Here is a 21,611-nt window from a genome sequence, read left to right as displayed (position 1 = left end):
TAGGTAAAGTATACCATAATTGGATATGAAAATGAATAAATTCAACTATATTAAATAAAAGAACAATGAAAACCCACACTAAATAGCGAAGAGGCTTAAATTTATACAATTTGAGATAGAATTATCCAGATATTTGTTAAAAAGATTACTATACAAATAATTATTTTTTGTGTATAATATAAATGTGCAAAGGAGGAAATAAATTGCTGCAGTTTTTATTTTTATTTATAATTTTTGTAATTTTCTTTATAATTCTGTTCTTAGCTCTACCCTATTATTATGCCTTTGATTTCGAATATAAAAAACAATTAAAATTCCGCTTTGCTTTTTCACTGTTTTTTTTGCAGTTTATTTTTACAGCTGACTCAGGGGGACAATTATTCTTTTTTAAAATTTTAAACTACAAAAAGAAAATCAATATAAATGAGAACAACATAGCAAAATTCATGAAGAATAAATCCAAAAAGGTAATTAAAGAAAAAATTGTAAATAAAACTGCTGAAAACAAAAAAGAAAAGCCGGAAGAATCCAGAAAGAAATCTAAATTTAAATTTGATTTTAGTCTGATTAATAAAAAAAATTTAAATCACATTTTTAGATTCATTGTAAAACTTATAAAAATTTTAAAAATGGATTATTTAAAATTAAATCTTGTTTTCTCCTTTGCTGATCCCTACTATAATGGAATTTTTCTGGCCTATTATTACACTTTTAAAGAATTATTTGATTATCCAGACTTTAAAGCAAGAATAAACTGGCAGGAGGTGATGTTTGAAGCTGAGGGTTCTACAGGTGGTAAAATAATACCATTAAAAATTATTGCTCATTTTTTAATATTTATTTTCTCAATCAGAAGTCTAAAAATATTCTGGCAGCTCTATAAATCAAATTCTAAGAAAGGATGATTAAAATGCAGAGTACTGAAAATGTTCTGGAAACCATGTATGAAAAACTTGACCATTTCTTAAAAACTGAAACAGTTGTTGGAGATCCCATTGAAGCTGGAGAGGTGACATTAATTCCAATTATTACTGCTTCTTTTGGTCTCGGCGGTGGAATCGGAGAAGAAGAAAAGTCCGGAGGGGGCGGTGGTGGTGTCGGCTGTAAAATTTCGCCTGACGCAATTTTAGTAATTAGAGGCTCAGAAGTAACAATGATGCCTGTAAAAAACAAGGGCTCTCTGGACAAATTAATTGACAAAGTACCTGAGCTTATCGATAAAATTGAAGCAGCAAAGAATAGAAAAGAAAAAGCTGCCACCGATCAAGAAAAATCAGAGTCCCAGACTAAAGAAGAATAATTGCTGAGGTTAAACAAGGCAGCAAAAAATCTGGGTTGATCAACCCAGATTTTTGCTTATCAATCAATTTCGACTCTGTTTCTACCTTTCTCCTTAGCTCTATACAGTGCATCATCTGCCCTTTTTATCAATCGATCAACATTTTCATCTGCAGCTATTTCTGCCACTCCAAAACTGGCAGTTACATTACTTTCTTCAATAAAATTATATCTATCTATTTCTTTTCTTAATTTTTCAGCAAATTTTTTAGCTGACTGCAGATTATTTTCAGGAGCAATCACTACAAATTCTTCTCCACCCCAGCGGCCAAAATAATCACTTTTACGGATATTAGTCTGAACTAAATTACTTAACTCTTTTAAGATTCTATCACCCGTATTATGACCGTAATTATCATTGATTAACTTAAAATGATCGATATCAAAAATTATAAAAGAAAAAGTATTATTATACCTCTGACTGCGTTCATACTCTTTTTCCAGTATATTAGTTAAATCACGGCGGTTGCTGACTCCCGTTAGCTGGTCATTGTGAGCCAAAAATCTCAATTTATTATTATGGGAAAAAATAATGGTCAGTAAAATAATGGTCAGAATTAAAAAAATAAGTGAAATAATAATCGTAGTAAAGAACTTTTGGTTGATAAAGTTAAGAGATTCACTCTGCTGATAGCTAATTAAATAGGCTTTAGTTTCTCCATCTATGCCTCTAATATTAATAAAGCTGGCTGTATAATAATTTCCGTCAATTCTACTTGAAACTATAAAAGATTTTTCGGCATCAGTCCGGGCCAGCAGTTCTTCTTTATTTTTGTGATTTATTTTTTTAATAATATCCAGAGAAATCTCATTATCTGACTGCAGCAAATCTGCATAAATTTCCTGGTCATAACTGTAGTTTTCAAAAGTAGAAGAAGTTTTATATTTATTCTGTTCTACAGGGAGTGCAATTTCCTCTACCAGTTCATTTTTAATCATAAAGACTTTTGAACCACCAAAATTGTTCTTTAATAATTCAGTTACTGCCTGAAAAGATAAACTCAATTCCACTGATCCGATATGCTCCCCCTTATAACTTAAAGGATAAATATAACGATAACCGTTAATAATCCGACCTTCTTCAAAGCCGACAAATTTCTTTTGTTCAGTGTTTACATATTTCACACTTTCTCTAAACCCAAACAGCTGATCACCATAAAGTTCAGGGTGCTGCATTCGTAAAAAGCTTGTGCCATCCTTAAAATGAAAATGCAGCTGTCTGATATAATATTTCTTTAGATCCGCATATAAGGGTTCCAGCTCAGATTTTAAATACAGACGGTAGTTGTCACGACGATCTTCAAATTTCCAGCCATAATAAACTATTCTTTTAAGTTTGGTACTGTTCAGAACATTATTATATACAGCATCTGCAGCTATATTATAGGTATTTAAAATTATATCAACCTCAGATTCAAGTCTATTCAAACTTTTATTTAAGAAAAATTTTTCTTCATCAATTTTTTCATAATAGTTGAAAGAAACAAAGACAAAAAATATTATAATGACCAAAAATAAAGTCATCAAGTAGTATCTATTAGATAAAAAAACAAATTTTTTCATAATTACCATCCTCAATAAATCACTTAAAATTAATTTGCAGGTATACATTAATTATATACTAAAAACATAGTTAACTCAAAAAAGCAGCCCAAAGGGACTGCTTTTTGAAGAAAATTATTCAGCTACTTATTAATTAGGATTCAGAATAAATGTTCTTTTTTACTTATTTTAAAACAAGATAACTATATTTTTAGATTTTTGATAACTTTATCTGATTCCTGAGTTAAAGCAAGCATCTCTGCTTCAGTAAGTTCAAAATCCGCTGCTGCTGCATTTTCTCGAGCCTGCTTCTCATTTTTGGCTCCAACTAAAGCTGTTGTGATCCCGGGACGATTTATTGACCAGTTAATCGCTATCTGGGCAGGTGTTTGGTTTTGCTTATCGGCCATCTCTTCCAGCAGTCTGATCAGGCTCTGTGTCTGAGGCCAGTTTTCTTTCTTAAAGAATGGATAGAATCCTGACCGTTTATCTTTTTCATCATCAAATTCAGGTCTTTCTTTATATTTAGCACTTAAAATACCACCACCGAGAGTTCCATAACTTAATGCACCCAAATTATTATCTATTAAATAAGTTGAAATTTCAGTTTCAATATCTCTTTTAAGTAGAGAATACTGGGGCTGTAAAGAAATTACATCTGTCATCCTGGAAATCTTGTCCAGCATATCTAATTCAAAATTACAAACTCCAAGATATTTAAATTTACCTTCTTTTTTTAATTTTAGCAGCTCTTCAACACTTTTTTCCAGGGGAGTATCCGGATCCGGCCAGTGAATCTGATAAAGGTCAATCTGCTCAACATTTAATCTCCTGAGAGAATCTTCTAATTCCTTACGGATTCTTTTTGGACGTAAGTCCCTAATATATTTGGGACCATCTCTGTGGGTTCCACATTTTGAAGCAATAATCACTTTATCTCTTATTCCTTCAATTGCCTGTCCCACAACTTTTTCGGCATGTCCAGCACCATAAGCAGGAGCAGTATCAATTAAATTTATGCCTGCATCAACAGCCGCTCTAATTGCTCTAATTGACTGCTGATCCTCAACCTGACCAAAAGTATCATTTCCATAGGCCCAGGTTCCAAGTCCCACAGCAGAAACTCTTAAGTTGGAATTTCCAAGATATCTGTATTTCATGATTAGCCTCCTTATTGATTTAAAGCATCAAGTTTTAGTTTATTATAATTACTTAAAAACTCTTTAATTTTTTTTAAAATTGAAGCTAAACTTTCTTTTTTATCACATTCCACATTTAAAACTACAACAGGATCATGGAGAGACAATCTTAATAAAAACCAGTCATTACCGCCACAGTTGACACGTACTCCCTGATAATTTTTAGGGGCAATTTCCCACTCATCAATTTCTTTAATAAATTCTTTTAAATCAGCTAAAATCTGCTGGCCGTATTCCTTAAATTCATTTAGCTGAATTGTCATCCTATATTCCTCTTTGATATTTGCTTCTTTTAAATCTGCAATTAGATCCCCAATTTTTCTGTTTTCTTCTACCTTTAAATTAGCCATTTTGATCAGCACTTTAGCTACCAGATAAGCACCATCATCAAGAAAATAATTTTCTTTAAAAGCAGCATGACCTGAAGTTTCAATGGCAAGAGGAGCAGTAATTCCTTCAGTTTCTAATCTTTTAGCTTCGTTTATTACATTTTTATAACCTCTTTTAAAGCGGTGGTGAACTCCACCTAATTTATTTTCAATAAATTCCTTGAGGCCAACAGAAGTTACAGAATCAGTAACGATAGTTGCACCGGGATTATTTTCTAAAACAATTGTTGCAGCCAGAGCAATTAATTTATTCCGATTTATTTCCTGACCACTGCTATCTACTACCGCCGCCCGATCAACATCAGTATCAAAAATAATTCCTAAATCAGCATCATTTTCTAAAACTGCTTTCTGAATCGAATGCATCGCTTCTTTATCTTCTGGATTAGGAGCATGATTGGGGAAATTACCATCCGGTTCTAAAAATTGACTACCTTCAGTATCTGCACCCAGTTCCTCCAGGATTTTTTCTACAAAAAACCCCCCTGAACCATTACCAGCATCAACTACAATTTTAAAATCAGCCAGTGGTTGCTTCTGATCAACCTCTGAACTTAAATTTTCTCGAATAACTGTTTTTATATGCTCTGCATAATCAGAAATTAAATCTATTTTATTTAATGGGTCAATTGCTGGCAGTTCTTTTTTAAAAAAATGATCTTCTTTCTCAGCTGCAATAGCTAAGATTTCTAATACATTTTCTTTTTCCAGACCGCCATTACGGGTAAAAAACTTGAAACCATTCTTATCATAAGGAAGGTGGCTGGCCGTAATCATTATTGATCCATCATACTGATGACCTTCTAAAACTGTCGACATAAACATCGCTGGAGTTGAGGCCAGACCAGTACTATAAACATCAGCACCAGCCAGTTTCATGCCTCTGGCAAGTGCAAATTTAAGACTGTCAGCACTCAACCTGGAATCATGACCAATTGCCAGTTTGATTTCCCGACTTTCCTTATTTAAATTATCCTCAAGCCACTTAACAAAAGAAAAACCAATCCCCTCTGCAGCATTCTCTGTCAAATTAGCTTCTTCTCCCTCAGCTGCTATTGCCTTGCCTCTAACATCTGTCCCACTGATAAGTTTTTCCCATTTTATTTTTGACATTAAAATCACTCCAATTTTATTTTTGCCTTTTTAGACTGCTGTACTGCTAAATCTGCCTGGCTAATAAATTCCCGAAAAGTTTTCTTTTACCTGCAATCAAAAAAGCTCTCAGAGACTTTTTAATCATTTTTTACCCTGAATTTAAAGGAATATCATTCATTTTATAGTATATCTAATCCTGGAGCTTAAATCAATATCAATTAAGCAAATACACTTTTTAAATAAAAAAATCCCTTTAGAAATAGATCTGCTTAAAATCTATTTTCTAAAGGGAATTTAAAAATCCGAATTTTTAATTAGATAGTATACAATTTATTATAGAATGTTTTAGGCAAAATATCTATCTAAAATACCCTGCAGCATTTGAGCGTGACGAGCTTCATCTCGAGATGACTCATTAAAATATGATGCAGCAGCCTCAAGTCCTAATTCTTCTGCTTTATCTGCAGCACCTTTTTTACCTTTATTTGCACCCTGTTCACCTTTAAGCATCTCTTCTATATTTTCCTTAGTGCTCTCAGAAATCATTCCATTTAATTCAGCAAAATGAGAAGCATGTTCTGCTTCTTCCCAGGCAATTCTCTTCAGCACCTCTGCAGCTTCTGCATAACCTTCACGCTGTGCCTGACGGGCCATAGCTAGATAAAGTCCTGCTTCCTCTGTTTCACCCTCAAAATTCATTTTAACTGGATCCTCTACCTCTGTACCTTCTGTAAGTCCTAACTCAACTTCATGGTCAAATTTTAAATCCATTATGTATTCCTCCTTTTTATTTTGATAAAATAGATCCTTATCAATAATTATTACTATTAATAGTATAAGAAATTATCAAAGATAAGTCAAGGGAATTTTAAATTTTTTTGGAATAATAAAAAAATTCTAGTCAATTTCTTTAAACAAATTTACCATTTCAATCAGGGAAACTGCAGCATCATAACCTTTATTTCCAGATTTTGTGCCGGCTCTAGAGATTGCCTGCTCAATTGTATCAGTTGTCAGAACACCAAATATTACAGGTTTTTCAGTATCCAATCCGGCTTTAGCAACTCCTTTTGAAACCTCTGCTGAAACATAATCAAAATGTGGAGTTTCTCCTCTAATAACAGCCCCTAACGCTATTACCCCATCATAATCTTCTTTAGCAGCTAACTTTTTTGCAGTTAAAGGAATTTCGAATGCTCCCGGAACCCAGACTACATCAATCTTAGCCTCATCCATTCCGTGCCTTTTTAGAGCATCTACTGCTCCCTCAAGCAGTTTTCCAGAAATAAATTCATTAAAACGTCCAACTACAATTGCAGTCTTCATTCCCTCTGCGTTTAATTTTCCTTCAAAAGTTTTCATTTTTTTATCAGTCTCCTTTTTATGTTTTGTGATACATTTATTTTGTCCCAGGTACCCGAAATCGATTTTAGTACCTGGTATCTACCTATAAATTAAGTCTATAAGTCCAGAAGATGTCCCATCTTGTCTTTTTTGACCTTGAGATAAAATTCATTCTCTTTGTTGGGATCAATTTCTAAGGGGACTCTCTCACTCACTTTGAGTCCATAACCTTCCAGCCCGACAATTTTGGTTGGGTTATTTGTCAGCAGGCGGATAGCTGAGAGACCAAGGTCTGAAAGTATCTGAGCCCCAATTCCATAATTCCTTAAATCAGGATCAAAACCCAGAGCAACATTTGCTTCCACAGTATCCATTCCCTGATCCTGCAGTTGATAAGCTTTGATCTTATTGACCAGACCAATTCCCCGACCCTCCTGCCTCATGTAGAGGACAACACCTTTACCTGCATCTTCTATTAATTGTAAAGCTGCTGCCAGCTGTTCACCACAGTCACAGCGTTTAGAGCCAAATATATCGCCTGTAATACACTGGGAATGAACTCTGACCAGTACATCTTCCTCATTTTTTATATCACCTTTAATGATAGCAATATGCTCTTTATCATCAACTTTTGTTGTATAAACCTTAATTTTAAAATCACCAAATTCAGTTGGCAATTGGGCTTCAGCAGCCAGATTGATCAGTTTATCTTTTTCTTTTCTGTATTTAATTAGATCTTTAATTGAAATTAATTTTAAATCATGTTTTCTGGCAAATTCTTTAAGATAAGGCAGTCGACCCATTTCTCCATCTTCTTTGATAATCTCACAGATTACACCGGCTGGTTTTAAGCCGGCCAGTCTGGCTAAATCAACTGCTGCCTCAGTATGACCAGCTCTTCTTAAAACTCCTCCTTTTTTAGCAATTAGAGGAAACACATGACCGGGACGCATAAAGTCTCCCGCTCTTGAATCTGGATCAACTAGTTTTTGGATAGTTAGTGCTCTCTCCTGAGCCGAAATACCAGTTGTTACATCCTGATGATCAACCGATACAGTAAAAGCTGTCCCGTGAGTCTCAGTATTTTTATCTACCATCATTGGTAAATCAAGATTTTTAACCACTTCTTCTTCCAGTGGTGTACAGACCAGACCTCTTGCTTCTTTAATCATAAAGTTAATAGATTCCTGATCCACTTTTTCGGCAGCCATTAACAGGTCACCTTCATTTTCCCTGTCTTCATCATCAACAACTACTACCATTTTTCCTGCTTTAATATCTTCTATTGCAGCTTCTATTTTATCCATCTTAATTCTCCTTTCGGAAAAAATTTTATTTTAGTTATTTTAGTTTTTTAGATCTTAATTTAATTTTAAATAAATCCATTTTCTGCTAAAAAGTTTTTTGATATTTCAGATTCTGACTGCTCTGTTTCTTTTGAATTAGCCAGCATTTTGTAAACATATTTGCCGAGCATATCAGTTTCTATATTAACTCTGTCACCCGCAGCCAGCATTGATAAATTTGTTTCAGACCAGCTTTCTGGAATCAGTGATACTTTTAAAATATTATTATCAATTTCCATTACCGTTAAACTGACTCCATTTAAAGCAACAGATCCCTTCTGCACTATAAATTTTTCTGTTTCCTGATCCACTTTTAGCTCAACAACTCGAGCGTTCTCTTCAGTTTTTATGGAATTAACTACTGCTGTACTGTCAACATGACCAGTAACAAAATGTCCCCCAATAAAATCATCCGGTCTTAAAGACTGTTCTAAATTCACAACCGCATCCCGCTGCAGTTCGCCTAAATTGGTTGCCTTAAGTGTTTCCGGCATCACATCAGCTCTAAAATAATCACTGCCAAAGTCAACCACAGTCAAACAGACCCCATTAACTGCAATACTGTCTCCTTTTTTTATATTAGCTAAAACTTTTTCTGCTTTAATTTCCAGCTGATATTTGCTGCTGCCTTTATACTTTCTTAAAAACTTTCCCTTTTCCTGAATTATACCGGTAAACAAATTTTCCACCTCCAGTTAGAATAACTAATTTTATAAATATTATCTACTTTGTTAATTCCGCTTTCTCTCAGCAATTAACAATAAATTATCTCCAAGATTTTTCTGCTCAATTATTCTTAAATCAACTGAATCTGACATTAGTTCCGGACCACTGCCGCAGAAAGAGGCTATCCCATCACTACCTCCGTAGATTTTGGGAGCAATAAAATAATAAAATTTGTCCACTAAATCTTCTTTTAAAAAAGTATGACTTAATTTTGCTCCTCCTTCTATTAATATACTGGCTGTGTTCTTCTGATGTAAATCTTTTAAAATTTTTCTTACCTTAAAATAATTATCACTGCTGCTTTTACAACTCATAATTTTTACTTTTTCTTTTTTTAATAACTTTTCTTTTTTCTTAAGAGAAGCTGCTGCAGCTGCAGGTGGAAATTTAGTAGAAGTAATTATCAGAGTATCAGCCTCAGATTCCTGATTTATTATTTTTGCATCCAGCGGAATTTCCAGTAAAGGATCCAGAATAATACGCAGGGGATCAATTCCTTCTTTTTCTTCTAATCTGGCTGTTAAGGATGGGTTATCAGCCAGAACAGTCCCAATTCCAACCATAATTGCATCAACCCTATGACGAAGTTTATGACCTTCCAGTCTGGCTGCAGAATTAGTAATCCATTTAGAATCACCGCTTTTGCTGGCAATATAACCATCAAGAGTTTGAGCTTTTTTTAAATAAATAAAGGGATAATCACTCTGGATATATTTCAAAAAAATCTCATTTAAGACCTGGGCTTCTTCTTTAAAAAGCCCCACTTCAACCTTGATTCCGGCCTCTCTGAGCATTTTGATTCCTCTTCCAGCCACTTCGGAGTTAGGATCAACCATTGCTACTACAGCTCTTTCAATACCGAAATTAATTAATTTTTGTGCACAGGGAGGTGTCTTACCATAATGGCTGCAGGGCTCTAAAGTTACATAAACATCCGCCCCAGCTGCCTTTTTTCCTGCTTCCTCGAGCGCAATTACTTCTGCATGGGGACCACCATATTGCTGATGATATCCCTCCCCAATAATTTCTCCATTTTTGACAACTACCGCTCCCACCATTGGATTTGGGGAAGTCCTGCCCTCACCCAGTCGGGCCAGATATAAAGCTCTTGCCATATATTTTTGATCATCCATAGTAAAATTCTCCATCTTTTACCTCCAATGTCTTTATTTAAATAATTAATAATAAATTAAGAGTTGTTTTTGCTTTTTGATATATTTAAAAATATCAGAAAAAAGAAAAAGTCCCTCCAGAACCTGGAAGGACTTTAATAATTAAAGATTGTAATTTAAATTTCTTAATCAAATTATTTTGCAGCGAAATAAATAACAACAAAATAAATTAGACTAATAAATTTATAACCTAACTCCCTTCCAGACTTTACTGTCGGTTCTGCATTTCATCAGATCAATCCAAAATGGACTTGTGGACTATTACCACCGGTAGGGAATCACACCCATCCTCGTTAGTTTTATTAAATTTTCTATTTATATTTTAGCATCTTAAACAAGACTTGTAAAGCAATCTTTACTAAATTTACTTTAATTTTAGTTTCAATATCCTGCTGCCTTAAATGAAATGAGCATTATTCGAAATTTAAATTATCAACTTCTCCCCAGAATTCCAGAACATAATAGCCCTGCTCATTCTGTTCCAACCTTTGATTTAAAACAAGCTGCAGAAAGGAAGTAAACTGTCTAACTTTAGATGTCTGGGGCTTATATCTAAAACTACCAGTACTGATATATGGTGTTCCTCCACTATAATTATATTCTGCCTCAAGCTCAGCCTTAACTAGAGAAGAATCCAGGGTTGCCTGACTGCTTCCACTGGGATAGCTGTAATTTTGTTGATAAGTAAATTTGTCAATTAAAAGTTCAAATTTATTTTCTGCAGCCAGAATTCCAAAAGTATTTTGATTTATTTGCTGACTTAAAGCATCTGACATTATAAGCTTAAATTGACTCAGGTTTAAATTAAAATCCAACTGATTGGCCTGAATACGATCTTTTTTTCTCACTAAATTAAGACTCCCCTGGAAATCAAACTGATTAAAATTAAGTTTTTTAAAATAAGAATTAGCTTCAAATTGAAGCCCCTCAGCAGCTAAAAGAAAGTTATAATCTCCCTGTAGTTGAGTAAATATTATTTTATCATTTTGCTGATCATAATTTAAAGCTGATTCTAAGTTGAAAATAATTTTTAAAAGGTCTCCACTTAAATTGAATTCTTCAATACTTAATTTTCTATTTTCCTGACTATAATTTGCTCTCATAATAAAATTATTAAAAGTAGATAGTCGATTCCAATTTTCATTATTCAAACCATAACTCCGATAATAAGGAAAATCATATTTTACTTCCCCAGCCCTCAAAACTAAATTGTGATTATCTTCCAATAACAGATGTAGATCCTCAATTGAACTCATCTCTGACAAAATATCTCCAGGAATATTCCCCTCATAATTAATTTCGGAATTACTGAGATTCAGCTGATAATTATCCTGTAAATTAGAATAGTTAATTTGTTCGACTGTACTGACAAAGTTTTTATCAAGCTGAAAGTCCTGCTGACGAATATAATTTATAATCTGCTGCCAGCTGAGTTTTATTTCTGCCCGATTAATTATTAAATTAAAACGATCGGCTTTGATTAAATTTAAATTCTGCAGACTTATTTCCTGTAATAGAGGATTGCTTTCAACCTCAACATAACGAATTTGATAATTGTTTTTTTCCGCTATTTGAGCAATGTCTGTCTCTATCTCCTCTGATATTCTCTGCCCATAATAATAATTTAAACTGAAAATTACTCCTGCAGCTAAAATCATTACTAAAATATAAATTGAGGCTTTTTTTAAAAATTTTTTCATCCTGCGGCCTCCCTTTTTTATTAATTTTCTTCTTCAGTAATCTTCTTTTTCATAATCTCCTGCATATAATTAATCACATTAACTATTCTTTCTTTTTTTGATTTCGGTAAAGAAACTTTCTCAGTGTTTTCATCTTTTAATGCAACCCGCTTAAACTCACTTTCTTTTTCTGGTTCTCTCGGCATTCGCAAAAATAAATTATTATGATAAAGAATTTGCGGCATCTCATGTAAAAAAAGAACAGGATTTTCTGTTTCTTTTAATAAGGATACCCCTAAAAATCCTTCCGGTTTTTCCCTGTCTCCCATTATATCAAGAATTGTTGGAGCAATATCGGTATGGGTTCCAATTTTATGGATAGTATCTGCTTCAATTTCCGGATGAAAAATCATTAAGGGAATATTCTCAGGTTCTTTTACATTGCTCTGCAGATAAAAGTTATTACCAGAATTATAACTTTCCTTTTTTAGATCAGAACTGTGATCTGCATAAAATACAAAGAGAGTATTCTTATATAAACCTTTTTCTTTTAAACCATCAAAAAAGGTTTTAAGAGACCTGTCTGTAAAATAAACAGAATTAAAATAATCTCTGACAATTACTGGATCTAAATCAGCAAATTCTGCCTGGGAAAACCTTTCCGGATAAAAATCAAAAGGTGTGTGGCTGGTCACGGTTATATAAAAAGCAAAAAATTTTTTTTCAGCCTGCTCTAAATATTGAAGTGACTGATCAAACAAATCATAGTCATTAATCCCAAGATAGCTTTCTTCTCCAATTTCTGCATTTTTTATAGTAAAATCTTTTCTGGAATAAAAACGATCAAATCCCATTTCTGAATATCCTTTATTCCTGTAAAAAAAATCACCGTCATTTCCATGAAAAGCTAAAACCTTATAATCTCTCTTTTTTAAAACTTTTACCAGAGAATTAAATTCTGTCATATCATTTGTTTTAAAGGCATAATTTTTATTTATTGGATATAAAGAAGTTAGAAATGAAAATTCCGCATCAAAACTGCCATTAACATGCTGAGCATATATATTATCAAAATAAAGTGAATTCTGCCTTAATTTATTTAAAAATGGAGTAACCTGCTTGCCATTGTGCTGATAACCAATTATTTTCTCATCAAATGATTCCAGCTGGATCACAATAATATTTTTAATATTTTCTATCTCATATTCTGGACTCAACTCTTCTTCTCCAACAATTTTTTCTTCACTGACCTGTTTAATGTCTTCCGGTTCTTTGGTCTGCCTACTGATATATTCAGCAATATAAAGTGGAATAATTCCATACGCACTGACAAAGGCAGGAGTACTCTGCTCATATAGTTCCAAAAAACTGTTAACTGCATAAAGATTATTTATCTGATACACATGTACTCCAAGCAGTACCATTATCAAAAGCAGAATTATTATAACTTTTTTTCTATAAATCTTATTTTTAATAATGGAACTTGTCTCCTCTTTAAAATCTCCACTAAAAAATATTAAATAAACCAGAACTGGTAATTCAAAAACAAAAAGTAAATCAATCCAACCAATAAGCTGTCTAAATAGCACTTTAAATGGTCGAATTCCCTGTCCCATTGTCATATCAGCAACACTTAGGTAATTGCCAAAATATTTGTTGTACCACAAATTAGCAAAAAAGAAAGCTGTGAACAGCAGATAAAAGAAAAAAACAATATAAATTCTTTTTTTGTTTTTTAATATAAAACTAAAACTAATCAGAGCTATTAAAATAATAACAATGTTTTTTATTATTAAAGTAGATATTGAAATTGTCTGAAATATATATCGGTAAAAATAATTGTATTTCAGTAAAAATCCTATAAGTAACAAGAAAAAGATTGACTTTTTCTTGCTGCTTAAATTATTTAAATGTTTCAACTTGATCCTCCTCCAAAAAACTAACTTCGGTTCTCTATATTAATGTTATGCTTTTTTTAGTTCTGATGCAATATTAAAAGCAAATTTTTTTGGAAGTTTTGTTATAAAAGGTTTAGAAGTTGAAACAACTGCCTTAAATTAACATATCCTGATAGATACTATCTTCACTATTTTCAATAATCAGAGCATTGCAGACTTTCTTATAATACTCTACAGGGCCGGCTCCCCCGATAACAGCATAGGCATAACCACCTTCTTTTAGAGATGCAAGAGATTTAAGTAATAAAACAGTGCCAAGACCATTCCCCCTTGCCTCTTTACAGACTCCAGTCGGGCCAAAAAAACCTTTAGCAGTAGTATCATAACAGGCAAAACCCAAAATTTTATCTTCCTGATAAGCGATAAAAATTGTTAAAGGTGATTTAGAAAAAGCAACATCTGCTTCAGAGCTCCAGGCCCTTTCAAAATGCTTATCAATCCAGTCTAAAACTCTTGCCTTTTCTGGAGGAATAGCTCGTTTAATTTTAATTCCTTTTTCCTCCAATTCACTTTCTTTCTGCTTCCAATCAGGTAAATCATACAATTTAACCAGCATATCCGGCATTGTTTTTCCTCCCAATTTATTTTTTATTATCTTTTCTTAAAATCATTTCTTCTAGACTACCACCAGCCGAAACCATGGGAAATACATTTTCTTCTTCTTCGATCATAAAATTGAGAATATAACTTCCCTCTGCCCTGAGTGCATTCTTCAGAGCAGTTTTAATTTCGCTGCGCTCTGTTACCGTCTCTCCCTGAATACCATAGCCTTTTGCTACCTGGATAAAATCTGGAATCATCTCCGGACAGTTTTTATTTGGAGCTGAACAGTGAGGAGGACAGTCTCTCTGACGACGGAGACAGGTAGCAGAATATCTTTTATCATAAAATAATTCCTGCCACTGACGCACCATACCTAGATATTGATTATTAAAAAGTATTATTTTAACGGGAATGTGGTTTTTAGCAGCAGTTGCCAGTTCCTGAATATTCATCTGGAAACTACCATCACCCACAAGCGCAAAAACATCTCGCTCAGGATTTGCCAGTTTAGCACCAATAGCAGCCGGAAATCCATAACCCATTGTACCCAGACCACCGGAGCTAATAAATGTTCTTGGTTTTGAATATTTATAATACTGAGCGGCCCACATCTGATGCTGCCCTACTCCAGCAGTGATTATCGCGTTTCCTGCAGTTAGTTCATCTAAACTTTCAATAATTTCGGAAGGAAGTAATTTTTCTGATTTTTCGGGATCAGACTTCTCGTCAATTTTTCTCCATTCTTCAATTTTTTTAATCCAGGCAGGGCGTTTAACCTCCTTTATTTTTGGCAGAAGTTCTTTTAAAGCCAGTTTAACATCAGCGGTAATTGGAACTTTAGTTTCCACAATTTTCCCAATCTCTGCCGGATCAATATCAATGTGAATTACCTCAGCCTTAACTGCAAATTCTTCGATTTTTCCAGTAACCCTGTCATCAAAACGGGCTCCCAGCGCAATTATCAGATCAGAATTAGAAATTGCCAGATTAGCTTCTGTTGTGCCATGCATCCCCAGCATTCCCAGAGAAAGATAGTTGTTCTCATCAAAAATGCCAATCCCATTTAAGGTTGTAGTCACAGGAATTTCTGCTTTTTGAGCCAGCTCTGCAATTTCTTGGTCTGCACCAGAAATTATGGTGCCTCCACCGGCATAAATTACCGGCTTATTTGCCTGGTTGATCATCTCAGCTGCCCTTTTAAGCTGCAGTTTGTTGGCCCGATAGGTAGGACTATAGCCTGGAAGACCTACCTGATCTGGATAGTGAAATTCAGCTTTATCTTTAAGAATATTAGAAGGAATATCAACCAGTACCGGTCCCGGGCGTCCGGTAGAAGCAATATGAAAAGCTTCTTTAATTATCCGGGAAAGTTCGTCTACCTCATTAACTATATAATTATTTTTGGTTATAGGCATTGTAATTCCTTTTATGTCTGCTTCCTGAAAACCATCTGTTCCAATCATGGTATTTGGAACCTGACCGGTGAAAGCAACCAGAGGAACTGAATCCATACTTGCTGTTGCCAGAGCAGTAACCATATTGGCTGCTCCTGGACCCGAGGTTGCAATACAAACCCCTGTCCTGCCGCTGGAGCGAGCATAGCCATCAGCAGCATGTACTCCTCCCTGTTCATGATGGGGCATAATATGTCTAATTTTAGAATCATAAAGTACATCATAAATATCAATTACTTTAGCTCCTATATACCCAAATACTGTATCAACACCCTCTGCTTCCAGTGACTTAACAAAAATTTCGGCTCCTGATATTTCATTATTTTGATTCCTACTCATCCTACTCACTCCTTTTTTAAATAAAATAAATATAAATTATCACTCAAAAAGTATAATCAAAATTCCACTTCTAAAAACAAAAAACTCTCGTCTTAACTAATAGCTAAACTATTAATCAGGACGAGAGTTCTCTCACGCGGTACCACCCAACTTGCTGTTAAAACAGCCACTTAAAGTACTGATCTTATAGTAATAAAAGAATCAATACCTCTGCACTTGATAACGGATGCATTTTAATTCATAATCCCGGCAGTACCTACTTTTATTCAATACTGCAGTTTAAGGGCTACAAAAATATCTTTTTAGATCTCGGTTCTCAGCTGCTCCGATTCTCTGTAGTCGACTAAAGATATCTTACTCCCTCTCATAACTTTTATTTTATTTATTTTTTATAGTATATATTATTTTTTGAAAATTGTCAAGAATCTCGCAGTATATTGCAATCCAGCAAGTGATTTTAATCCAGTCTCAAAATACTAAATTACTAGATATAAAATTAACTTATCTGATTTTAATTAGAATTAAATTTGGCAGCAATCGGCATTCTTCTCCCCATCCCAAATGCTTTAGAAGTAACTTTAAGCCCAGGAGCTGCCTGCCTTCTCTTATATTCGTTTCCATCAACCAGCCGGATTACTTCTTTTACTGTTTGAGTATCAAATCCTGATTCTATTATTTCGGAAGCAGAATATCCTTCTTCAATATAATAATAAAGTATTTGATCTAAAATTTCATAAGGAGGTAGACTATCTTCATCTTTCTGTTCAGGCCGCAGTTCTGCTGAGGGAGCTTTATTAAGAATGCTGGCTGGTATTATTTCTTCTCTGCTGTTAATATGTTCTGCAAGCTGATAGACCATTGTTTTAGGAACATCAGAAATAATACTTAAGCCACCACTCATATCTCCATATAAAGTACAGTAACCAACGGCCAACTCACTTTTATTTCCGGGGCTGAGAACAAGATGCCCAAATTTATTGGAAAACGCCATCAGGATATCGCCTCTAATTCTGGCCTGAATATTTTCTTCTGCAACTCCAGCTTCTGTGTCCCTAAAATCATCATTTAACACCCCAAGATAAGATTTATTAATCTCAGAAATAGATATTTCTTTTAACTCAATTCCCAGGTTATTAGCTAATTCTTTCGAATCCTCAACACTACCAGCAGAAGAATAAGGTCCGGGCATAGTAACAGCCAGTACATTCTCTTTTCCCAGTGCTTCTTTTGCCAGACAGCAGCTAACTGAAGAATCTATTCCTCCCGAAAGACCAATTACTGCTTTTTTAAAACCACATTTATCCAGATAATCACTAATTCCAAGCAGAAGGGCCTGATAAAGGCCTTCAATTTCAGGCAGCGGGTTATATTTTTTGCTCCCTTTCCTATTTAAATCCACAGTTTTAATAGTTTCAGTAAAAGAAGCTAACTCTTCGATTATTTCTCCAGCCTGATCAACTACCAGACTGCTGCCGTCAAAAATTAATTCATCATTACTACCAACCTGATTGACCATTATAAAAGGTAAATTATACTTTTGTATATGATTTTTTATTATCTGATATCTTGTTTTATCTTTGCCAATACTAAAAGGTGAAGCGGAAATATTAATTAAAATCCCAGCTCCCATTGCTGCCAGTTCCTCAATTGGATTACGGGCATATCTGTTCTGCTGCCAGCGTTCTTCTACATTCCACATATCCTCACAGATAGAAATACCCAGTTTTTTTCCTTTAAAATTAACAAGATTAATCTCTTCTGCAGAATCAAAATAGCGTGCTTCATCAAAAACATCATAGGTAGGTAAAAGTGATTTATTTTGACTGAAAATTATCTCCCCCTGATAAATTAAAACTGCAGAATTATATAAACCTCTTCCGTATTTTTTTTGGGTTGGCATGGGTGTACCAAGCAATATACCGCCCTCCACTTTTTGCGATATTTTTTTGACTTCAGCAAGAGCAGATTTTATTTTTTTGATAAACCAGGGTTTGACCAGCAAATCACGCGGAGGATATCCTGTTAAAAAAAGTTCAGAAAAAATGACTAAGTCTGTTCCTTTTTCCAGCTCAGAAACAGTCTGCTGCAGTTTATTTAAGTTTCCTTCAATATCTCCTATGATGGGGTTTAATTGAGCTATTTTAATTTTCATAATTCACCACTCCTAAAAATTTATTGACTGAGTTTAATTTAAGGCAATTATATGCCATCTCTCTCCCGAGTGTCAAATAGAATATTTTTTTGGAAATTAACACTCTATTATTAATTATTATATTACAAAACAGCAGAATGATAGTTTATTATATCTGTATACAGGTATTTAAAAACCACTATTTTTATTTAATTATTTACTTAATCATTGAAACAACAGAGATGATAAGCACTATTTTGATTTTTTTAGCTCTATTGACGAAACTATAAAAAGACACTATACTGAAGACAGAACTTGAAAATGAAAAATTATTAGGAGAGTGGTTTATGATGTCAAAGTACAGCAAAGCAGATATTTTGAAAATGGCCGAAGAAAAAAATGTTAAGTTTATCAGAATGCAGTTTACTGATATTCTGGGAATAGTTAAAAATGTTGCAATTACAGCCAAACAGCTGGAGGATGCCCTGGATAACAAAATTATGTTTGATGGTTCTTCCATTGATGGTTTTACCAGAATTCAGGAATCTGATATGTATTTAAGACCTGATTATGATACTTTTACTATTTTTCCCTGGCGTCCAGAAGAAGGTGGAGCAGTTGCTCGCTTAATCTGTGATGTTTATATGCCGGATGGAACTCCTTTTTCTGGAGGTCCCCGCAATGTTTTAAAAGAAGCTTTAAAAGAAGCTGAAGAAATGGGTTATGATATGAATGTCGGACCTGAACCTGAATTTTTTCTTTTTCAGCTGGATGAAAATGGTGATGCAACAACTAAAACTCATGATGAAGGTGGCTATTTTGATTTAGGTCCAATTGATAAGGGAATTAATGCCCGCCGCAGCATTGTCCTGGCTTTAGAAGAAATGGGTTTTGAAGTAGAAGCTTCTCACCACGAAGTTGCTCCCGGTCAGCATGAAATTGATTTTAAATATGCTCCAGCCTTAAAAACAGCTGATAATATTGCTACTTTTAAATTTGTAACCAAGTCAATTGCACACGAACATGGTCTGCACGCAACTTTTATGCCCAAACCTATTTTTGGTGAAAATGGTTCTGGAATGCATGTCCATCAGTCCTTATATAAAGATGGAGAAAATGCCTTTTATGATGAAAATGATCGCCTGGGCTTAAGCAAAACTGCCTACCACTATATCGGCGGTTTACTAAAACATGCCCGGGCAATTACAGCTATTACTAACCCTTCTGTTAATTCTTATAAACGTCTGGTTCCCGGCTATGAAGCTCCAGTTTATTTAGCCTGGTCAAGTGCCAATAGAAGTGCCTTAATTAGAATTCCCGCTGCCCGTGGTGCAGGTACAAGATTGGAATTAAGAAATCCTGATCCAACTGCTAACCCTTACCTTGCTATTGCAGTAATGTTAAAAGCGGGGCTGGATGGAATTAAAAACGAAATTGAACCACCTGCAGAAGTATTAGAAAATATTTATGAAATGTCAGCTGATAGAAAGGCAGAACTTGATATTGAAAGTTTACCTGCTAATATCAATGACGCAGTTAATCTGCTTTTACAGGATGAGGTAATTACTGATGTTTTAGGTGAACATGTTTTAGAACACTTTGTTGCAGCTAAAAAAGTAGAGTGGGATGATTACAGAACTCAGGTTAGTCAGTGGGAATTAGATAAATATTTGACAACCTTTTAATTGTCAGTTTGCTTAACTGAGTGACTAAGCTAACTATTATAGATAATAATACTTTAGTAAAATTAAATATTTTAATTAATAATTGGAGTAATAAATTTCTTCTTTTTAAGAAGTAAAAGTAATAAGCATAACTCCCCTATAATTTGAAGCCTCCCAGACTAATTCTATCTGGGAGGCTAATGCTTTTAGGAATTAATTATACTCTATCTGGTTTAATTGAATTACTGTATACTGTTATATAAACAGTTAAAACCTTGCTTTTTATGTAAGCTATATATATAATTTACTCATAGTTAACATTTACCTAACACAAGGAGGAAATTATTATGAGTAGTAGAGTAATAAAAAGCAAGTTTATGCAAACAATTTTGATGACATTAACACTGGTGGGCTTATTTAGCGGTCTGGCTCTGGCCCAGGATGGACAGGCAGCAGCCAATGCAGTCGCTATTGACACCATCTGGACTTTAATTGCGGCTTTCCTTGTCTTTTTTATGCAGGCTGGATTTGCTATGGTTGAGGCCGGTTTTACCAGAGCCAAAAATGCTGGTAATATTATTATGAAAAACATGATGGATTTTGCCTCAGGTTCTTTAGTTTTCTGGGCCGTCGGCTTTGCCTTTATGTTTGGCAGCGGCAACAGCTTTATTGGTTCTACAGGTTATTTTCTGCAGGATGCATTTGCAAATTTAGGACTGGATATTCCAATCGCAGCCTTTTTTATCTTCCAGACTGTTTTTGCTGCAACAGCAGCAACTATTGTTTCTGGTGCCATGGCCGAAAGAACTAATTTTTCCGGTTACTTAGCCTACAGTGTCGTAATTACCGCCTTTATCTATCCTGTTGTTGGACACTGGATCTGGGGTGGCGGCTGGTTAGCCGAAATGGGTCTTGTTGATTTCGCCGGTTCAACTGTTGTCCACTCTGTTGGCGGCTGGGCTGCTCTAGCTGGAGCCATTGTTTTAGGACCCAGAATTGGTAAATACAATGAAGACGGCAGTGCCAACGCTCTGCCCGGACATAACCTGTTAATGGCAGCACTTGGTGTTTTCATTCTCTGGTTTGGCTGGTTTGGATTTAACCCCGGTTCTACAGTAGCCGGTACTGATTTATCCATTGCTTCAATTGCTGTAACAACCAACCTGGCAGCAGCTGCAGGTGCAGTAATGGCCATGATAGTCAGCTGGATTAAATACGGTAAGGCAGATGTAAGTATGACCTTAAACGGTGCTTTAGCCGGTCTGGTAGGTATTACTGCTGGTACGGCAGCAGTTGGAAACTTATCAGCTGTTATAATTGGTGGACTGGCAGGAATTATAGTTATTTATGCGGTTGAGTTTTTTGATAAACTGCAGATTGATGATCCTGTTGGTGCTGTTTCTGTGCACGGTGTCTGTGGAGCCTTTGGTACAATTGCAGTTGGCTTTTTTGCTACAGAAGGTGGACTTCTTTTTGGAGGCGGAATCAGTTTGTTAATTACTCAAATTATCGGAGTGGCAGCTGTTTTTGTCTGGGCCTTTGGACTTGGATTTGCCCTGTTTAAGGTAATCGATGCAGTTATTGGACTCAGAGTCTCCGAAGAAGATGAGATCGAGGGTCTTGATTACTCAGAACACGGTGCCGATTCCTATCCAGATTTTATGGTCAATGTTAAAGCTGAAAATTAGAGGA

The 21,611-nt window shown here is 34.7% G+C and carries 17 protein-coding genes, 1 riboswitch and 1 other annotated feature; of the genes, 4 read left to right on the top strand and 13 right to left on the bottom strand.

The window, feature by feature from the left end:
* Positions 1–203 precede the first annotated feature (203 nt).
* On the top strand, positions 204–905 hold the full coding sequence (locus tag DFR79_RS12125; protein ID WP_133515747.1) for a hypothetical protein: 702 nt from the start codon (positions 204–206) through the stop codon (positions 903–905).
* Between the two features lie 5 nt (positions 906–910).
* Complete coding sequence (locus DFR79_RS12120) at positions 911–1,300, top strand: GerW family sporulation protein (RefSeq protein WP_133515746.1); 390 nt, start codon at positions 911–913, stop codon at positions 1,298–1,300.
* A 59-nt stretch (positions 1,301–1,359) separates the two neighbouring features.
* Here DFR79_RS12120 and DFR79_RS12115 read toward each other — a convergent pair whose 3' ends face one another.
* From DFR79_RS12115 to DFR79_RS12055, 13 genes are all read right to left on the bottom strand, one after another.
* Positions 1,360–2,901, bottom strand: coding sequence for a sensor domain-containing diguanylate cyclase (locus DFR79_RS12115; RefSeq protein WP_166638046.1), 1,542 nt, complete (start codon positions 2,899–2,901; stop codon positions 1,360–1,362).
* Positions 2,902–3,083: 182 nt separating this feature from the next.
* Positions 3,084–4,040, bottom strand: coding sequence for an aldo/keto reductase (locus DFR79_RS12110; protein WP_133515744.1), 957 nt, complete (start codon positions 4,038–4,040; stop codon positions 3,084–3,086).
* 11 nt (positions 4,041–4,051) lie between these two features.
* Positions 4,052–5,581 (bottom strand): phosphomannomutase/phosphoglucomutase, encoded by a 1,530-nt coding sequence (locus DFR79_RS12105; RefSeq protein WP_133515743.1) that lies wholly within the window; start codon positions 5,579–5,581, stop codon positions 4,052–4,054.
* A gap of 327 nt (positions 5,582–5,908) precedes the next feature.
* Entirely contained in the window at positions 5,909–6,334 is a 426-nt protein-coding gene (locus tag DFR79_RS12100; protein WP_133515742.1) for a ferritin-like domain-containing protein, read from the bottom strand.
* A gap of 126 nt (positions 6,335–6,460) precedes the next feature.
* Positions 6,461–6,925 (bottom strand): 6,7-dimethyl-8-ribityllumazine synthase, encoded by a 465-nt coding sequence (gene ribH, locus DFR79_RS12095; protein WP_133515741.1) that lies wholly within the window; start codon positions 6,923–6,925, stop codon positions 6,461–6,463.
* A 98-nt stretch (positions 6,926–7,023) separates the two neighbouring features.
* Positions 7,024–8,214: a bifunctional 3,4-dihydroxy-2-butanone-4-phosphate synthase/GTP cyclohydrolase II gene (locus DFR79_RS12090; RefSeq protein ID WP_133515740.1), complete on the bottom strand. Its 1,191-nt coding sequence runs from the start codon at positions 8,212–8,214 to the stop codon at positions 7,024–7,026.
* Positions 8,215–8,279: 65 nt separating this feature from the next.
* A complete protein-coding gene (gene ribE, locus DFR79_RS12085; protein WP_243727788.1) occupies positions 8,280–8,942 on the bottom strand; it encodes a riboflavin synthase in 663 nt (220 codons plus the stop codon).
* A gap of 42 nt (positions 8,943–8,984) precedes the next feature.
* Positions 8,985–10,127, bottom strand: coding sequence for a bifunctional diaminohydroxyphosphoribosylaminopyrimidine deaminase/5-amino-6-(5-phosphoribosylamino)uracil reductase RibD (gene ribD, locus DFR79_RS12080; protein ID WP_133515738.1), 1,143 nt, complete (start codon positions 10,125–10,127; stop codon positions 8,985–8,987).
* A 209-nt stretch (positions 10,128–10,336) separates the two neighbouring features.
* Positions 10,337–10,453, bottom strand: a riboswitch (FMN riboswitch).
* A 111-nt stretch (positions 10,454–10,564) separates the two neighbouring features.
* Complete coding sequence (locus tag DFR79_RS12075; protein ID WP_133515737.1) at positions 10,565–11,851, bottom strand: hypothetical protein; 1,287 nt, start codon at positions 11,849–11,851, stop codon at positions 10,565–10,567.
* Between the two features lie 20 nt (positions 11,852–11,871).
* Complete coding sequence (locus DFR79_RS12070; protein ID WP_133515736.1) at positions 11,872–13,749, bottom strand: LTA synthase family protein; 1,878 nt, start codon at positions 13,747–13,749, stop codon at positions 11,872–11,874.
* Positions 13,750–13,882: 133 nt separating this feature from the next.
* On the bottom strand, positions 13,883–14,353 hold the full coding sequence (locus tag DFR79_RS12065) for a GNAT family N-acetyltransferase (protein WP_133515735.1): 471 nt from the start codon (positions 14,351–14,353) through the stop codon (positions 13,883–13,885).
* A 16-nt stretch (positions 14,354–14,369) separates the two neighbouring features.
* Positions 14,370–16,124 carry a biosynthetic-type acetolactate synthase large subunit gene (gene ilvB / locus DFR79_RS12060; RefSeq protein ID WP_133515734.1) on the bottom strand — a complete coding sequence of 585 codons (1,755 nt, stop codon included), beginning with the start codon at positions 16,122–16,124 and terminating at the stop codon, positions 14,370–14,372.
* A gap of 113 nt (positions 16,125–16,237) precedes the next feature.
* Positions 16,238–16,501 (bottom strand) — a binding site (T-box leader).
* A 134-nt stretch (positions 16,502–16,635) separates the two neighbouring features.
* Positions 16,636–18,276 carry an NAD+ synthase gene (locus DFR79_RS12055; RefSeq protein ID WP_133515733.1) on the bottom strand — a complete coding sequence of 547 codons (1,641 nt, stop codon included), beginning with the start codon at positions 18,274–18,276 and terminating at the stop codon, positions 16,636–16,638.
* Positions 18,277–18,605: 329 nt separating this feature from the next.
* On the opposite strand from DFR79_RS12055, the gene glnA reads away from it, so the two are divergent.
* Together glnA and DFR79_RS12045 are read left to right on the top strand one after the other, a co-directional pair.
* Positions 18,606–19,940, top strand: coding sequence for a type I glutamate--ammonia ligase (gene glnA / locus DFR79_RS12050; RefSeq protein WP_133515748.1), 1,335 nt, complete (start codon positions 18,606–18,608; stop codon positions 19,938–19,940).
* A 326-nt stretch (positions 19,941–20,266) separates the two neighbouring features.
* Positions 20,267–21,607, top strand: a complete 1,341-nt coding sequence (locus DFR79_RS12045) for an ammonium transporter (RefSeq protein ID WP_133515732.1) — start codon at positions 20,267–20,269, stop codon at positions 21,605–21,607.
* Positions 21,608–21,611 lie beyond the last annotated feature (4 nt).

It is taken from the genome of Halanaerobium saccharolyticum (genome assembly GCF_004362045.1).
Lineage (GTDB): Bacteria > Bacillota > Halanaerobiia > Halanaerobiales > Halanaerobiaceae > Halanaerobium > Halanaerobium saccharolyticum_C.
Note: the sequence above shows the minus strand (reverse complement) of the source record. Positions and strands in the feature narration are given on the sequence as shown.

Coding starts and splice junctions, on each gene's coding strand:
- DFR79_RS12120 (WP_133515746.1), top strand. CDS start 911: ATGCAGAGTACTGAAAATGTTCTGGAAACCATGTATGAAAAACTTGAC.
- DFR79_RS12115 (WP_166638046.1), bottom strand. CDS start 2,901: ATGAAAAAATTTGTTTTTTTATCTAATAGATACTACTTGATGACTTTA.
- DFR79_RS12110 (WP_133515744.1), bottom strand. CDS start 4,040: ATGAAATACAGATATCTTGGAAATTCCAACTTAAGAGTTTCTGCTGTG.
- DFR79_RS12105 (WP_133515743.1), bottom strand. CDS start 5,581: ATGTCAAAAATAAAATGGGAAAAACTTATCAGTGGGACAGATGTTAGA.
- DFR79_RS12100 (WP_133515742.1), bottom strand. CDS start 6,334: ATGGATTTAAAATTTGACCATGAAGTTGAGTTAGGACTTACAGAAGGT.
- ribH (WP_133515741.1), bottom strand. CDS start 6,925: ATGAAAACTTTTGAAGGAAAATTAAACGCAGAGGGAATGAAGACTGCA.
- DFR79_RS12090 (WP_133515740.1), bottom strand. CDS start 8,214: ATGGATAAAATAGAAGCTGCAATAGAAGATATTAAAGCAGGAAAAATG.
- ribD (WP_133515738.1), bottom strand. CDS start 10,127: ATGGAGAATTTTACTATGGATGATCAAAAATATATGGCAAGAGCTTTA.
- DFR79_RS12075 (WP_133515737.1), bottom strand. CDS start 11,851: ATGAAAAAATTTTTAAAAAAAGCCTCAATTTATATTTTAGTAATGATT.
- DFR79_RS12065 (WP_133515735.1), bottom strand. CDS start 14,353: ATGCCGGATATGCTGGTTAAATTGTATGATTTACCTGATTGGAAGCAG.
- ilvB (WP_133515734.1), bottom strand. CDS start 16,124: ATGAGTAGGAATCAAAATAATGAAATATCAGGAGCCGAAATTTTTGTT.
- DFR79_RS12055 (WP_133515733.1), bottom strand. CDS start 18,276: ATGAAAATTAAAATAGCTCAATTAAACCCCATCATAGGAGATATTGAA.
- glnA (WP_133515748.1), top strand. CDS start 18,606: ATGTCAAAGTACAGCAAAGCAGATATTTTGAAAATGGCCGAAGAAAAA.
- DFR79_RS12045 (WP_133515732.1), top strand. CDS start 20,267: ATGAGTAGTAGAGTAATAAAAAGCAAGTTTATGCAAACAATTTTGATG.